General features: G+C 71.1%; 13 protein-coding genes. 7 read left to right on the top strand and 6 right to left on the bottom strand.

Features of this window, described 5'->3' with window-relative positions:
* Positions 1-157 precede the first annotated feature (157 nt).
* Positions 158-592, top strand: coding sequence for a 50S ribosomal protein L17 (gene rplQ / locus LXT23_RS45505; protein ID WP_253986795.1), 435 nt, complete (start codon positions 158-160; stop codon positions 590-592).
* A gap of 98 nt (positions 593-690) precedes the next feature.
* Here the strand turns inward: rplQ and LXT23_RS45500 are convergent, their stop codons facing one another.
* The 3 genes from LXT23_RS45500 to LXT23_RS45490 all read right to left on the bottom strand — a co-directional run bounded on the left by LXT23_RS45500 (position 691) and on the right by LXT23_RS45490 (position 3,576).
* Positions 691-1,278 carry a hypothetical protein gene (locus tag LXT23_RS45500; RefSeq protein ID WP_253986794.1) on the bottom strand — a complete coding sequence of 196 codons (588 nt, stop codon included), beginning with the start codon at positions 1,276-1,278 and terminating at the stop codon, positions 691-693.
* Positions 1,279-1,389: 111 nt separating this feature from the next.
* Positions 1,390-2,775, bottom strand: coding sequence for a tetratricopeptide repeat protein (locus LXT23_RS45495; RefSeq protein ID WP_253986793.1), 1,386 nt, complete (start codon positions 2,773-2,775; stop codon positions 1,390-1,392).
* A 12-nt stretch (positions 2,776-2,787) separates the two neighbouring features.
* Positions 2,788-3,576, bottom strand: coding sequence for a lysophospholipid acyltransferase family protein (locus LXT23_RS45490; RefSeq protein WP_253986792.1), 789 nt, complete (start codon positions 3,574-3,576; stop codon positions 2,788-2,790).
* Positions 3,577-3,810: 234 nt separating this feature from the next.
* Between LXT23_RS45490 and LXT23_RS45485 the strand changes: the two genes are divergently transcribed.
* From LXT23_RS45485 to LXT23_RS45475, 3 genes are all read left to right on the top strand, one after another.
* Complete coding sequence (locus LXT23_RS45485; RefSeq protein ID WP_253986791.1) at positions 3,811-4,425, top strand: deoxynucleoside kinase; 615 nt, start codon at positions 3,811-3,813, stop codon at positions 4,423-4,425.
* Positions 4,425-5,597, top strand: coding sequence for a DUF2314 domain-containing protein (locus LXT23_RS45480; RefSeq protein WP_256561811.1), 1,173 nt, complete (start codon positions 4,425-4,427; stop codon positions 5,595-5,597). Before LXT23_RS45485 ends, LXT23_RS45480 begins: the two co-directional genes overlap by 1 nt.
* 61 nt (positions 5,598-5,658) lie before the next feature.
* Positions 5,659-7,362: an FHA domain-containing protein gene (locus LXT23_RS45475; protein WP_253986789.1), complete on the top strand. Its 1,704-nt coding sequence runs from the start codon at positions 5,659-5,661 to the stop codon at positions 7,360-7,362.
* A 9-nt stretch (positions 7,363-7,371) separates the two neighbouring features.
* On the opposite strand, the gene LXT23_RS45470 is transcribed toward LXT23_RS45475, so the two are convergent.
* Positions 7,372-8,295 (bottom strand): DMT family transporter, encoded by a 924-nt coding sequence (locus tag LXT23_RS45470; protein ID WP_253986788.1) that lies wholly within the window; start codon positions 8,293-8,295, stop codon positions 7,372-7,374.
* 85 nt (positions 8,296-8,380) lie between these two features.
* Between LXT23_RS45470 and LXT23_RS45465 the strand changes: the two genes are divergently transcribed.
* Positions 8,381-9,292 carry a pseudouridine-5'-phosphate glycosidase gene (locus tag LXT23_RS45465; RefSeq protein WP_253986787.1) on the top strand — a complete coding sequence of 304 codons (912 nt, stop codon included), beginning with the start codon at positions 8,381-8,383 and terminating at the stop codon, positions 9,290-9,292.
* Positions 9,293-9,342: 50 nt separating this feature from the next.
* Here LXT23_RS45465 and LXT23_RS45460 read toward each other — a convergent pair whose 3' ends face one another.
* Entirely contained in the window at positions 9,343-9,828 is a 486-nt protein-coding gene (locus LXT23_RS45460) for a GAF domain-containing protein (RefSeq protein WP_253986817.1), read from the bottom strand.
* Between the two features lie 101 nt (positions 9,829-9,929).
* On the opposite strand from LXT23_RS45460, the gene LXT23_RS45455 reads away from it, so the two are divergent.
* Positions 9,930-10,667, top strand: a complete 738-nt coding sequence (locus tag LXT23_RS45455; protein WP_253986786.1) for an NAD-dependent deacylase — start codon at positions 9,930-9,932, stop codon at positions 10,665-10,667.
* A gap of 62 nt (positions 10,668-10,729) precedes the next feature.
* Here the strand turns inward: LXT23_RS45455 and LXT23_RS45450 are convergent, their stop codons facing one another.
* The gene (locus tag LXT23_RS45450; RefSeq protein WP_253986816.1) at positions 10,730-12,301 is read right to left on the bottom strand and encodes a protein kinase domain-containing protein; all 1,572 of its coding nucleotides are present in this window, start codon (positions 12,299-12,301) and stop codon (positions 10,730-10,732) included.
* 254 nt (positions 12,302-12,555) lie between these two features.
* Here LXT23_RS45450 and LXT23_RS45445 point away from each other — a divergent pair, with 254 nt between their 5' ends.
* A complete protein-coding gene (locus LXT23_RS45445) occupies positions 12,556-14,520 on the top strand; it encodes an ABC-F family ATP-binding cassette domain-containing protein (protein ID WP_253986785.1) in 1,965 nt (654 codons plus the stop codon).
* Positions 14,521-14,522 lie beyond the last annotated feature (2 nt).

Here is a 14,522-nt window from a genome sequence, read left to right as displayed (position 1 = left end):
TCCGCGGGTACGGCGGTCAGCGGCGTGAGGGGAGGGGGCCTGGGACGTCTTCCAGGCCCGAATGGCAGTGGCGGGCCCCGTGCCGGGTCCGCCCTTCCCACCCGGTACCTGATACGGCCGGAGTGGTTGGGCCCCGACGAGGGCCCGGAGCACGACGATGCGTCATAAGGTCGGACAGAGGAAGCTTCACCGCAGCACGAGCCACCGGCTCGCGATGCTCAACAACATGGTCACCTCGCTGCTCGAGCACCAGGCCATCCGCACCACCGTGCCGAAGGCGAAGGAGGCTCGGAAGATTGCGGAGCGCATCATCACGCTCGGCAAGAAGGGTGGCCTGTCCAACGTGCGTCTGGCGGCCCGTACGGTGAAGGACCGCGACGTGCTGCAGAAGGTCTTCAGCGAGTACAAGGACCGGTACGCGACCCGTCCCGGTGGCTACACCCGCCTGATCCGTCTGGGCTTCCGCCGCGGTGACGCCGCGGAGATGGCCCTGCTGGAGCTGGTGGACCGGCCCGCGACGCAGGCCGCGCCCGTCGAGACCGAGGGCGAGGGCAGCGATGCCGCGGCCTCGGACGCCACGAAGGCTGAGTAGCCGTTCCGCTTTCCGCGCCCCTCCGTGAGGAGGGGCCGGAGGCAACGCGAGGGCGCTCTTCCCACCAGGAAGGGCGCCCTTCGTGTTTCTACGGGGTGCTAGCGCTTCGGCCCGCGCAGACGCTCCCACTCCACCTTGAGGTGCTCGGTGAGGTCCGCGCTGTCGCTGCGTGTGCGCAGCTCGAGCGTGTTGAAGCGCAGGTCCGCCGGCGCGGCGCCGCTGCTGCCCATCAGCTGCTTGGGCGTAATCGTCATGAACTCGCCGGGCGCCACCGACGGCGAAGCCCCGCGGTACTGCCCGTTGACGATGACGGTGATGTCCTCCCACGCCTCGTCGCTCTCGTTGAAGATGGTTATGGAGGGCCGGTCCAGCTTGTCGCTGAGCACCAGGCGCGCGTCCATGTCCCCCGTCTCCACGGAGCTGCCGGGGCAGGCGATGGCGAAGCTCGCCGCCGTCATCGCCAGCCAGCCGGCGACGATGGAGGCCTTGTACTTGAAGAAGCGGTCCCGCTGGCGGAAGTCCGCCACCAGCTCCTTGAGGATGGAGAACGCGTTGAGCGCGTGGTTGGAGGCCTCGCCCGCGAGGCGTTTGCCGATGGGGCCCTCCACCTTCTCCTTCTGCAGGGGCTCGGAGCGCGCCGCGGACATCACCCGGAGCGTGCCGGGATTGGACGGCGCCCGGGGCATGCCCGGGCTCGTCGGCGTCCTCGGCGGTGCGGAGGTCGGGGGCGCTGTCTTCGGAGGCTTGCGACCGTCGCTCATCGGACGCTGAGTGTAGAGGCCCAGACCCGGCGGTGGCTACTGCGCCTTGAGTTGCTGGAGCGCCCGGGATGCCACTGCGTTCTCCGGCTGCGCCTCCAGCACCTTGCCCAGCCAGCGCTCTGCCTCCCCGGACGCTGTCTTCCGCGTCTCGGCGCGTGAAGACTTCATTGCCTGCTCGGTGAAGAGCAGCCCCAGCCGCAGGCTGAACTCCATGTTCTCCGGGTCCTTTTCGACCACGTGCCGCAGCTCGCGCTCGGCGGCGGCGTAGTCCCCCTCGAGCTGGTACACGAGCGCCAGCTTGCCCCGGGGAGGCACCGCGTCCGGCGTCAGCGCCACGGCCACGGAGAAGGCCTCGCGGGCGGCGTTCAAATCACGCCGCTCCAGGTGCAGGTCGCCCAGGCGGAACCAGGCCACGTCCAGCAGCGGATGGAGCGCCACGGCCTGCTCGAAGGCCGTACGGGCCGCGTCCGGGCGCTGGCGGGAGAGGTAGAGCTCGCCCAGGTACAGGTGGTTCTTGCCGTCCCGGGGAGCCCGCTCGATGGCCTGCTTGAACTCGTCCACCGCGCGCCCGGCGTCATCCAGGCGCTGGTAGGCCAGGCCCAGCAGGGCGTGCACCACCGCCAGGTCCGGGTAGTCGTGGAGGATCTCCTCGAAGGCGAGGATGGCGTGCTGGGGTGCGTCCAGGTCGTTCAGGTAGCGCAGGCCCTCCTCCAGCTTCGCCTCGGCCGTCTTGGGGATGCCGGCGAAGGGGTCGGCAATCTGCTCCATCAGCGCCCGCGCCGTCGTCACCTCGCCGGGGCTCGGGCGGCCCCGCACCACGGAGCCCAGGGCCGCCACCGCGCCAGGGGCGTCCCCCGTGCGGTGCAGCGCCTTGGCCAGCGGCAGGCGCCAGGCGGTGCGCTCCGGGGCCAGCGTGGTGGCGCGGCGCAGGGGCTCCACGGCGGCGGCGTACTGCTCGGACTCCAGGCGCGCGACGCCGAGGCGGTAGTGGAACTCGGCCGTCTCCGGAGCCAGGGCGATGGCGCGCTCGAAGGCGGCCACGGTGGGCGCCCCCGCGTCCCGCGCCCGCGAGAAGAGGGCCAGGCCGAGCATGTACTGGTCCACCGCGCGCTCCTGGGCGGCGATGCGGCCCTGCAGCTCGGCAATCCACGCGTCCGTGCGGCCCGCCTTCACGTGGGCCTCGGTGAGGGCGCGCGCCACGTCCAGGTCATCCGGCGTCTGCAGCTGCATCGCCCGGAGCAGCTCCACCGCCTTCTCCGGCGGATTCTCGTCCAGCACGACGCGGGCCTTGCCGCGGGTGTCCGCGGGGCGGTTGCTCGCGGTGGCGGGCGCGGTGTGGGAGCAGCCGGTGGCCAGCAGGCCCAGGCCGAGCACGGCGGCGCGGACCCAGGGACGGAAGCGGAGGTGACGGGTCGTCTTCACGGTGGGGACGTCTCAGGTAGAGGAGGAAACGCGCGCCTTGCCGACACCCTCGACGCCCGCGTCGGCGACGGCGTCGTCCACGTCGCCGCCCTTGCCGCCCATCGACAGGCTGTCGGCGATGATGACCTCACGCACGGCGCGGGCGAGCCCCTCGCGGTCATTCTCGGCGAAGCGCGTGGTGTCGATGGGCTTGCCAATCTTCACGCGGATGGGGCCCGGGGTGATGTTCCAGGTGGACTTGGGCATCAGGTTCCCTGAGCCCTCGATGGTGACGGGGCAGACGGGAACGCGGGACTTGAGGGCCAGGGCGAAGGGCCCCTTCTTGAAGGGAAGGATGCGGCCGTCCGGGGAGCGGGTGCCCTCCGGGTAGAGGAAGATGCTGACCCCGGCGCGAATCTTCGCCGCGGCCGCATCCAGCGAGGCGATGGCCTTGGAGCGGTTGGAGCGGTTGACGAAGACGTGGCCGGCGAGTGCCAGATACCAGCCGATGAACGGCACCCACTTGAGCTGGCTCTTCGCCACGTAGCGGAAGGGGACCGGGACGGCCAGGAAGTGCGCGGGGATGTCGATGGTGGACTGGTGGTTGCCCACGTAGATGGTGGGCCGCTTCGGGTCCACGTTCTCCGCGCCAATGACTTCCAGCGTCGCGCCGCCCGCCCACAGCAGCACCGGCGACCAGATCCTGCGGGCCACCCAGACCGAGGCCGCGGGGTTCAGTGTCACCACCATGGCCAGGATGGCCAGCACAAAGGAAATCGGGGACCACACCCCAGCAACGAGCATGCAGAAGAGCTTGCGCATCCCTCAGCCCCCCTCCATGGGGGCGACGCGTCGGGCCGGCGAGCGCCCGGGCCCTCGGGCACGCCCCACCCACGTCCCTTCCCGGGCGGCCGGGCAGGCAGGCACACCCCGGAGGATGGCCGCGCCGGGCGTGGGGGTGGCAGGACGATGCCGGAGCATGCACTTCTTCTACCACGGCCTCCCACACCTTGTTTCTGGTATGCGCTGCTCGGCGGGATTACAAGCAGGGGTAGCGTGGCCAGGAAAAAGTTCATCGCCATCGCGGGCAACATCGGCGCCGGGAAGACGGAGCTCACGTCCTTCCTCTGCCGGAAGTACGGGCTCACCCCGTCCTTCGAGCCCAACGACCAGAACCCATATCTGGCCGACTTCTACAAGGACATGAAGACGTGGGCGTTCCGCTCGCAGCTCTTCTTCCTGACGCACAAGTTCCGGCTGCACCGGGAGCTGGAGAAGACGACGGGCACCGTCCTGCAGGACCGGACCCTCTACGAGGACGCGGAGATCTTCGCCAAGAACCTCCACCGGCAGCGGCTCATCGACAAGCGCGACTGGAAGACGTACTGCGAGCTCTACGAGACCATCTCCGAGTCGCTCCGGCCCCCGGACCTCATGATCTACCTGCGCTGCCCCGTGCAGACGCTGCGCGAGCGCATCCGCCTGCGCGGCCGCGCCATGGAAAAGGACATCCCCACCCGTTATCTGCAGCGCCTCAATGCCCTGTATGAGGAGTGGTTCGACGGCTACCGGCTGTCGCCGGTGCTCGTGCTGGCCACGGACAAGCTCGACTATCTGACCAACCTGGTGGACCGCGTGGACCTCTTTCGCCAGATCGAGAAGCACCTGTGATGGAGGTCTACCTGCTGGCAACCGAGCAGGAGGGCCCCGCGCCGCTGGACGCGCTGCGGGCCTCCTTCGCGACGGACGAGGTGGAGTTCACTCCGGACGAGGACGGCCTGGGCTTCAAGGTCAAGGGCGACGACTCGGAGGTGCTGGTGCGCCTGACGGTGGGCGCGGAGAACCTGCCGCGCTTCTCCAAGGAGGTCTTCAGCGGGAGCCCGGAGGCCTTCGAGCGGCTCGGGCGCTCCAAGGCCTTCTACCGGCTGTCGGTGGAGCCGGGCGGCGCGCAGCCCACGCTGCCGGTGTTCGAGGCGCTGTGGGCCGTGCGCACGCTGCTGGAGCACGTCAAGGGCGTGCTGGTGGACGTCACCGCCTTCAAGCTGCACGAGCCCGACGACGTGGTGGAGATCACCGAGCTGGACTTCGACATCCGGGACCACGTCCACCTGCACGCGGTGGAGGCCACGGAGGGTGACACGCCCCTGTGGGTCCACTCGCACGGGATGGAGAAGTTCGGCGCGCGAGACCTGGAGATCTTCCACCTGGCGGAGGACGACCTGCTGGCGGCGGAGAGCTTCCTGCACGAGCTGTGCACGGACCTGGCCTTCGGGCAGGGGCCGGCGCTGCGCTCGCAGGTGGGCACCAGCGAGGGGCAGACGTTCATGCTGGTGCCGTCCGAGGAGGCCCGCACCAACCTGCTGGGCGTGCCGCTGGACACGTTCGAGGGTCACGAGGGGCTGTTCCTCTCCGTGGTGTCCCCGGGCGGGCGGCACAACACCTCGGAGCTGCTGTCGCCGTACCGCGAGCGCTTCGAGAAGGAGCCGGAGGAGCAGACCCAGGCCATGCGCCGCGAGGCCCAGGCGCTGCTGCCGTCCTTCCTCGCGCGCTTCCAGCGCAAGGGGCTGATGGAGCCGCTCACCTTCCTGGTGCGGGCCCCCTTCGACACCCACCCGGATGGCAGCACGGTGGTGGAGAACCTGTGGATGGAGGTCATGGCCCGGGACGAGGGCAGCGTCGTCGGCAAGCTGGTGGATGGCGCGGTGCACACCACGGAGTGGCGCAAGGGTGCCCACGTGGAGGTGGAGGAAACCCAGGTGAACGCGCTGGCCATTGCCCGTGAGGGCAGGACGCTGGACGAGCACGAAATCCGTGCGCTCCTCAACGCCGAAAGGCCCATGTAGCGGGACGGGGCGGGCCGGGAGTCCTTGCCCGTGTCCGGCGGAACGCTAGGCTCCGCGACCCATGCCCGCACTCCTGCTGCTCACCGGTCCATCCGCGGGGCGCCGCTACGAGGTGCTGACGGAAGCGACAATCGGTCGCAGCCCGTCATGTGAAATCCCGCTGGAGGATGACCAGGTCTCGCGCAGGCATGCGCTGATCACCCTCCAGGAGGGGCAGGCGCGGATTCGCGACCTCCGCTCGCGCAACGGGACGCTCGTCAACGGGGAGCGGCTCTCTGGCGAGGTCGTGCTGCAGCCCGGGGACCGTGTGCGTGTGGGAACCACGACGGCCCTCTTCGAGCCTCCGGCGGTGACGCTGGTGGAGGGAGGGCCCACGTCCGCGGGCCATGTGCCCATCGAGGAGGTGCTGCCGCACGTGGGGACGGCGGCGGCGCTGTACTCGGCGGGCATTGCCCTGATGGGCGCCACCAGCGAGGCCATGGTGCTGCGGCGGCTGGCGGACGAGGTGGCCCATGCCCTCAACGCGGACCGGGCGGCGGCGCTGCTGGGCAGCAGTGCGGGCCTGCTCACCGCGGCCGTGGTGGGTGGGGAGGCGCTGGCCGTGCCCCATTCGCTGGCCCAGGCCGCGCTAGAGCGCAAGGAGCTGACCCAGGCCGACGACATGCTGTGCACGCCCCTGGTGGCCTCGGGAGGCCGGCCCTTTGGCGTGCTGTACGTGGCTCGCGCCGAGCCGGTCTTCACCGATGGCGAGGGCCAGCTGCTGGCCGCGCTGGGGCGGCTGGGGGGCGAGGCGTACACCGCGGTGCGCTCGCGGGTGGAGGCGGAGGCCTCCTCGCTGGCGCTGGCGGGCGCGTCCCGGCCCCTCAAGGCGCTGGTGGACGGCGCGAAGCGCGCGGCGGCCAGCGCGGCCCCCGTGGTGATTCACGGCGAGCCCGGGACGGGGAAGACGATGCTGGCGCGCCTGGTCCACGCGCACTCGCCCCGGGCGCTGGGGCCGCTGGTCATCGTGGACTGCCGCCTGCCCCAGGAGCCCGTGGAGGAGGCGCTGTTCGGCAAGGCGAGTGCGCCCGGACAGCCGCCGGTGACTTCCGCGCTGCTGCGCGCGGATGGGGGCTCGCTGCTGCTCCAGCAGGTGCAGGCACTGCCCCGTCCCACGGCGGAGCGGCTGGCGCGGCTGCTGGCCCGGAGGTCCGCTCCCGCGAGGCAGGGCGGTGAGGAGCCCGTGGACGTGCGGGTGCTGGCCACCGCGCCAGCGCCCCTGCCGCTGCTGGCCACCCGGGGAGAGGTGGAGACGGCGCTCGCCCGGGGCCTCGCGGGCTTCGAGCTGGAGGTGCCACCCCTCCGGGAGCGCCGGGCGGACGTGCTCACCTTACTGGAGGGCTTCACCACCCGCGCGGCGCGGCGGGCGCGCAAGGAGCCTCCGACGCTGGGGCCGGAGGCACGGCGGTTGCTCGTGGACTACGCATGGCCCCAGAACGTGCGCGAGCTGGAGCTGGTGGGAGAGCGGCTCGGCCTGCTCTATGCCGGGAGCCGCGTGGGGGCGCTGCACCTGCCTCCGGAAATCCAGGAGGGCGGCGCGGCCTCCAGCCCCCAGACACTGCAGGAGCGCCTGGCGCGGCTGGAGCGCGACGCCATCGCCGAGGCGCTTCGCGAGGCGGGAGGGAAGAAGGTCCGCGCCGCGGCGCTGCTCGGCATCAGCCGGCCCACGCTGGACAAGAAGATTGAAGAGTACGGCCTCGCCGTGGAGCGCGGCCGGCGCGGGTGAGCGCGCCCGTCACTTCCTCCGGCTGAGCACCACGCCCGTGAGGATGAGGCCCGCGCCCACGGCCTGGAGCACCGTGGGCTGCTCGCCGCGCACGGCCCAGGCGGTGAGGGCGGCCACCACGGGGATGCCGGTGTTGTAGAGCGCCGCGCGGCTGCTCCCCACCTTCTGCACCGTGCGTCCCCAGATGAAGTACGAGAGCACCAGCGGCACCAGCGCCGAGTACACCACGCCCGCCCAGGCGTTGAACCCGATGCTCGCGGGCTCCAGCGCGAGGACTTCCGGCACCCCCGCGAGCACCACGCCAGGCGCGCCCGTCAGCATCGTGGTCGCGGTGATGCGCAGCGCGGACACCTCCGTGCCCACCGAGCGGATGCCGACGGTGTAGATGGCCCAGCACAGGCAGCCCCCGAGGATGAGCCCGTCGCCCAGCCACGTCGCCGCGCCCATGGCCGGGCCTCGCGCGCCCACCACCAGCAGCATGCCCGCCACCGCCAGGGACAGGCCCGTCACCAGCGGCCGCGTCAGCCGCTCCACGCCCAGCAGCGCTCCCAGCGCCGCCACCAGCACCGGCGTCACCGCCGTCAGCAGTCCGCTGTTCGCCGCCGTCGTGTGCGCCAGCCCGAGGATGAAGCAGAGCTGGTAGACGGTGTTGCCCACCAGGCCGAGCGCCATCAGCTTGAGGAACACCTTCCGGGGCATCGGCTTCCACCCCTCCACCGCCCACAGCAGCGCGCCCATGGCCAGTGCGGCGATGGCGAAGCGAAGCGACATGAAGGCGAGCGGGGGGATGGTGCCCAGCGCCTCCTTCACCACCGTGTAGTTGGTGCCCCAGACGATGACCACGCCGATGATGGCCAGGTCGGACGCGGAGAAGGAGCGGGCGGGGAGGGCAGACGCGGAGGCGGTGGAGCTGGACACGGCGGGACAGGGCATAGGGCGCCGAGCTGGCGCGTGCAAGCCGACGTTTCCCCCACGGCCCCGCTTGTCCGCATGCCCGCCCGGGGTTAAACGCGCGCCCATGGACCTTCGATTTTCGGACGAGGTGCGGCGCGCTCGCGACGCCGGGCAACCCATCGTGGCCCTGGAGACGAGCGTCGTGGCCCAGGGACTGCCCTACCCGGACAACCTGGCCGCCGCTCGCGCCTGCGAGGAGGCCATCCGCCGCGTCGGCGCCGTCCCCGCCGCCATCGCCGTGGTGGACGGTGAGGTGTGCATCGGCCTGGAAGAGACGGCCATGCGCCGGCTCGCCGAGGGCAAGGAGCGCCTGCTCAAGCTGAGCTCCCGTGACCTGGCCGTTGCCGTGGCCACCCGCGCCTCCGGGGGCACCACCGTGAGCGCCACCTGCGAGCTGGCCGCCGCCGCCGGCATCCGCGTCTTCGCCACCGGCGGCATCGGCGGCGTGCACCGCGGGGCCTCCGAGCACTGGGACATCTCCCAGGACATCGCCGCGCTCGCCCGCTACCCCGTCGCCGTGGTGTGCGCGGGCGCCAAGTCCGTGCTGGACCTGCCCAAGACGATGGAGCTGCTGGAGACCGCCGGCGTGCCCGTCATCGGCGTGGGCACCGACGAGCTGCCGTCCTTCTACAGCCTGACGTCCGGCCTCAAGCTGGACCACCGCGTGGACGACGTGGACACCGCCGCGCGCATCGCCCGGGCCCGCTTCGAGACGCTCGGCCAGGGCGGGCTGCTCTACACCGTGCCCCCGCCCGAGGAGACGGCCCTGCCTCGCAACGAGGTGGAGCTGCACATCGCCTCCACGCTCGCGGAGGCGGACCGGCAGGGCATCCGCGGCAAGGCCGTCACGCCCTTCCTCCTGGCGGAGATGGCGAAGCGCACCGGCGGCAAGACGCTCAAGGCCAACCTGGCGCTGCTCACCAACAACTCCCGCTACGCCGGCCAGCTCGCCGTGGCCTACGCCCGGCGGGCCTGACGCAGGGGGGGAGCGGCGGAGCCACCCGGCTCCGCCTGCCGTGGGCCGCGCTACTTCTGGAACCAGCGCATCAGGTCTTCCAGCGCGCGGCGGTCCACGTCGTCGAACGTGCCCTTGTGCTCGGAGTCGATGTCCAGCACGGCGATGAGCTCGCGGTTCTTCCCGAACACCGGCACGACGATTTCCGACGCCGAGCGCCCGTCGCAGGTGATGTGGCCGGGGAAGGCGTGCACGTCGGCCACCACCACCGTCTCGCCCTTCGCGGCGGACGTGCCGCACACGCCCTTGCCGAAGTGGATCTCCAGGCACCCGAGCGTGCCCTGGTAGGGGCCCACGCGCAGCAGCTTGCCCGGCGTCACCACCCGGTAGAAGCCCGTCCACAGGTGGCCGAAGGCGTTGTGCAGCAGGCAGCTCATGGTGGCCATGCCCGCGATGTCGTCGTCGATGCCTTCCAGCACCGCCAGGACGTGCTGCTTCAGTTCAGCGTAGGCCTCTGCCTTCGGCATGCCACGCAGATCCAGGGTGACTTCCGCCATGATGGGGACCTCGAAGGTGAGCGTCGCCAGGACGTCAGGCCCGGGCGATGTCGCCGTCACTCAATACCCTGAATCATTTCCCGCCGCACGAGAGGCGCCCCATGCAGCAGCTCATCCTCGACTCGAATACCTGGCTGCTCGTCCTCACGGGCGCGGGAGTCTCCGCCGAGAGTGGAGTCCCGACCTTCCGTGGAATGGACGGACTGTGGGAGAACCACCCCGTCGAGGACGTGGCCTCGCCCCAGGGCTTCGTGAAGGACCCGCTCCTGGTGTGGCGCTTCTACTCCCAGCGCCGGGCCGCCGCCGCCAGCGTCCAGCCCAACCCCGGCCATGCGGCGCTGGCGGCCTGGGAGCGCCACCTGGGCGACCGCTTCCTCCTGGCCACGCAGAACGTGGACGGCCTGCACCGGCGCGCGGGCAGCGAGCGCGTGGTGGAGATGCACGGCACCCTGTTCAAGACGCGGTGCAGCAAGTGCCAGCGCGCACCCTTCGAGGACACCACCGTGTACCCGGCGGGCACGGTGCCCGGGTGTCGCGAGTGCGGTGGAATCCTCCGGCCCCACATCGTCTGGTTCGGCGAGTACCTGGACCCCGCCGACATGAAGAAGATAGAGAGCTTCGCCTACCGGGGCTCCACGTCGGGCGGGCGGTTCGTCTTCCTCGCCGCGGGCACCTCCGGCGTCGTGTACCCGGCCGCGGGCATCGTCGACCGGGTGCGCGAGGCGGGCGGGGAGACGTGGCTCGTCAACCTGGACCCGGCGGAGAACTCCGGCCGCTTCGAATACAACGTCACCGGCAAGAGCGGTGAGGTGCTCCCGAAGCTCGCGAAGCTGATGTGAGCGAAGGGGCCGCGTCGCCCGCACCCGGGACGCGGCCTCGCACTCCAGACGGGGCGCTGCCGCTACTCGAAGACCGAGATGTCCTGCCCGCCCTGCTTGGCCGGCTTCGCCGGACGGGTCGGCGTGGCGGTACGCACCGGCTCCAGCTCCACGTCCACCGTCTGGCTGTCGCCGGCGATGCGCTTGAAGTTGAGCGTCCGCTCCGCGCTCTTGTGGCCGGAGAGCCGGAAGCTGAGCGCGTGCACCTTGTCGCGGGGCAGCTCGAGCGTGAGGGGCGTGGTGCCAATCATCTCCTCGCCCTCGAAGATGGAGGCCCCGGCCGGCGTCGAGTTGAGCGTCACCAGGATGTTCCGCGCCACGGCGGCCTGGCTTCCCGGGTCCGTCCCGGACACCGTCGTCGGCGTGGAGGGCTGCTCGCGCGGCACCTCCACCACGTTGGACTTCGCGGGCGTGCCGCCACCCTGGTTCCCCAGCACCACCGCGGCGCCGATGCCGAGCAGCACCAGCGGCACCGCGACCAGGGCCACCTTCTTGCCCATCGACATGCCTTCCGGCTCGGGAGGCGGGGGCGGGGGAGGCGGCGCGGCGCGAGGGACGGCGGGACGCACGCGGCTCGGGGACGAGCCACTGCCACCCGCCGCCGCGGCCTGGCTGCGCGCGACGACGACGTTGGAGGGCGTGGAGCCCCGGCCCAGCGAGGGCGCGCCCACCCGCGAGGAGCGGACTCCGCTGCCACTGGCGCCAGGACGGCCGGCGCGGCTGCCCGAGCCATTCCGGCTGCCACTGCCGCGCTCGCTGGCTCCGGAGGAGGCGCCGCCGCTGGGCATGGCGTCCAGCTCCTCGGCGGACAGGTCCGCGACGGTGTCCAGCATCGCGTCGGTGAACTCCTGCGCGTTCTGGTAGCGGTCCTCCTTCTCGGGGGACAGGGCCTTCTTGAAGAACGCATCCAGCGCGGCCGGCACCGGGGCGCCCTGGCGCTTGCTGTTGACCGGGGGCACCGGCTGGGTGAGCGACGCGGTGAGCGCCTTGCGCACGGTGTTGGCGCCGTACGGCGAGCTGCCCGTGAGGCAGAAGTAGAGGACGCCCGCCATGGAGTACAGGTCCGAGCGCTGGTCCACCGCCTCGCCACCGGCCTGCTCGGGCGGCATGTACTGCGGCGTGCCCAGCACCTGCCCGGTGGAGGTGAGCTGCTCCTCCTCCTCGGCCTCCATCGCCTTCACGAGGCCGAAGTCCAGGACCTTGACGAAGTCCTTGCCGCTCAGCTGCTGCACCATGATGTTGTGCGGCTTGAGGTCGCGGTGCACGCAGCCCTCCGCGTGCGCGTGCGCCAGGCCCTGCGTCGCCTGCTCGATGAGGCTTATCGCGCGGCGCAGGGACATGGGCCCCTCGCGCTTCACCATCTCCTTGAGGCTCTCGCCCTGCAGGAGCTCCATCACGAAGTAGCAGGTGCCGTCCGGCGCGCGGCCGAAGTCGAAGATGGTGATGACGTTCGGGTGGCGCAGCCGGCTGGCAATCTCCGCCTCTCGGCGGAAGCGCTCGAAGAACTGGGGTGCGGCGGCCAGCGACGGGTTGAGCGTCTTCACCGCCACCGGACGCTGCACGGACGTCTGCGTGGCGCGGAACACCATGCCCATGCCGCCCTGGCCCAGGACGCTTTCAATCTTGTAACGACCGTCGAGCACCTGGCCGAGGAGCTGGAGGCTCTGGCCGGAGCAGAGGTGGTCGACGCCGTCGGTGCTTCCACAGTGGGGGCAGGGGGCAGCCATGTGGCCGGGAGTATAGGCAGGCCCTGGTTGGTTCCGGAAAGGGCCTGCCAGGCCCCATGACGGGCGAGCAGGCATATCTGACGTTCCCGAGGGCCCCCAGGGCTGTTACATCCCCGCCCGCCATGAGCCTCGTCATCGCCCAGGACCTCTGCCTCGCCTATGGGAAGAAGGTCCTCTTCGACAACGACAACTTCACTCTGGGACCGAGGGACCGTGTAGGTCTGGTCGGGGCCAACGGGACGGGCAAGAGCTCGTTGATGAAGATCCTGGCCGGGGTGGTTCACCCGGACTCAGGGACTGTCCAGTACAGCCGCCGGGCCCGGGCGGGGTACCTGCCCCAGGAAATCGCCGGCCTGCCCGAGGGCACCGTGGTGGAGGCGGTGATGAGCACCGTCCCCGGCCGCGACACCCTGGAGGCCCGCCTGCGGGAAACCGAGGGGGCCCTGGCCGCCGCCACCGACGAGGAGGACCAGCTGGAACTGGCCCAGTCCCTGTCGGACCTGCACGCGGAGCTGGACGACTTCGAGAACCGCTACGGCCGGCACCACGCCGAGCGCATCCTCAAGGGCCTGGGCTTCAAGGACGCCGACCTGGCCAAGCCCACCTCCGCCCTGTCCGGCGGCTGGCGCATGCGCGCGGCGCTGGCCGGCCTGCTGCTCCAGGACCCGGACCTGCTCCTGCTGGACGAGCCCACCAACCACCTGGACGTGCCCACGCTGGCGTGGTTCGACGACTTCATGCGCCGCTCCAACAAGGCGCTGGTCCTCATCTCCCACGACAAGGACTTCCTCAACCGGCAGATCAACCGCGTGGTGTCGCTGGAGCTGGAGGGCGTGCGCGAGTACGCCGGCAACTACGACGACTACAAGCGCCTGCGCGCGGAGGAGAAGGAGCTGCTCAAGGCCCGCGCCGAGCGCGTGGAGGCCCGCCGCGCGGAGCTGCAGGCCTTCATCGACCGCTTCGGCGCCAAGGCCACCAAGGCCCGGCAGGCCCAGAGCCGCGCCAAGATGCTGGAGAAGATGGAGAAGGTGCAGGTCCTGGAGGAGCGGTCGACCATGCGCTTCCGCTTCCCGGAGGTGGAGCGGAGCGGCCGCGACGTGGTGACGCTGGAGAACATCACCAAGAAGTACGGGGCGCAGACGGTCTACGACGGCCTCTCCGCGCGCCTGGAGCGCGGGCAGCGCATCGCCGTGGTGGGCGCCAACGGCGCGGGCAAGACGACGCTGCTGAAGATGGTGGCGGGCGAGCTGGCACCGGACACCGGTACCGTGAAGCTCGGGCACAACGTGGTGGTCGGCTACTACGCGCAGCACCACGCGGACAAGCTGGACCGGCACAACACCATCCTCGAGGAGGTGAAGCCCCTCGCGGCGGACAAGCCGGAGAGCTACGTGCGCGGCGTGCTCGGCGCCTTCCTCTTCAGCGGCGACGACGTGGAGAAGCCCATTGGCGTGCTCAGCGGTGGTGAGCGCGCGCGCGTGGCGCTGGCCAAGCTGCTGCTGGTGCCCTCCAATTTCCTGCTGATGGACGAGCCCACCAACCACCTGGACCTGGACTCGTCCGAGATGCTGATTGAAGCGCTGCGGGGCTACGGCGGCACGCTGCTGTTCGTCAGCCACAACCGCAGCTTCATCAACGGCCTGTCCACGCACGTCTGGGAGGTGGCGGAGGGCAAGCTGACGCCGCACCCCGGCAACCTGGACGACTACCTGTACCACCAGTCACAGCTCCGGCAGGCCGCGGAGACGGCGGCGGCAGTGGCCCGGGGCGACAAGGTGGCCACGGGCGGGCCGGTGACGGAGAAGGACCGCAAGCGCATGGAGGCCGAGGCGCGCCAGCGCCGCAGCGTGGTGGAGGGCCCCATCAAGAAGGAAATCGCGAAGCTGGAGGAGCGCATCGCCGCGGTGGAGGCCGAGCAGAAGGCGCGCGAGGCCCAGCTGGCGGACCCCGCCCTCTACAACGACTTCGCGCGCGCCAAGCCGCTGATGGACACCCACCGCGCGGGCAAGGAGGAGCTGGAGAGCCTCTATGCCCGGTGGGAGGCAGCGCAGGAGAAGCTGGCCGAGGCGGCCGCCTCGCTGGCGTAGGC

The organism is Pyxidicoccus xibeiensis (genome assembly GCF_024198175.1).
GTDB lineage: Bacteria > Myxococcota > Myxococcia > Myxococcales > Myxococcaceae > Myxococcus > Myxococcus xibeiensis.
The sequence above is the reverse complement of the archived record's forward strand: the minus strand, read 5'-3'. Positions and strand labels throughout refer to the sequence as shown.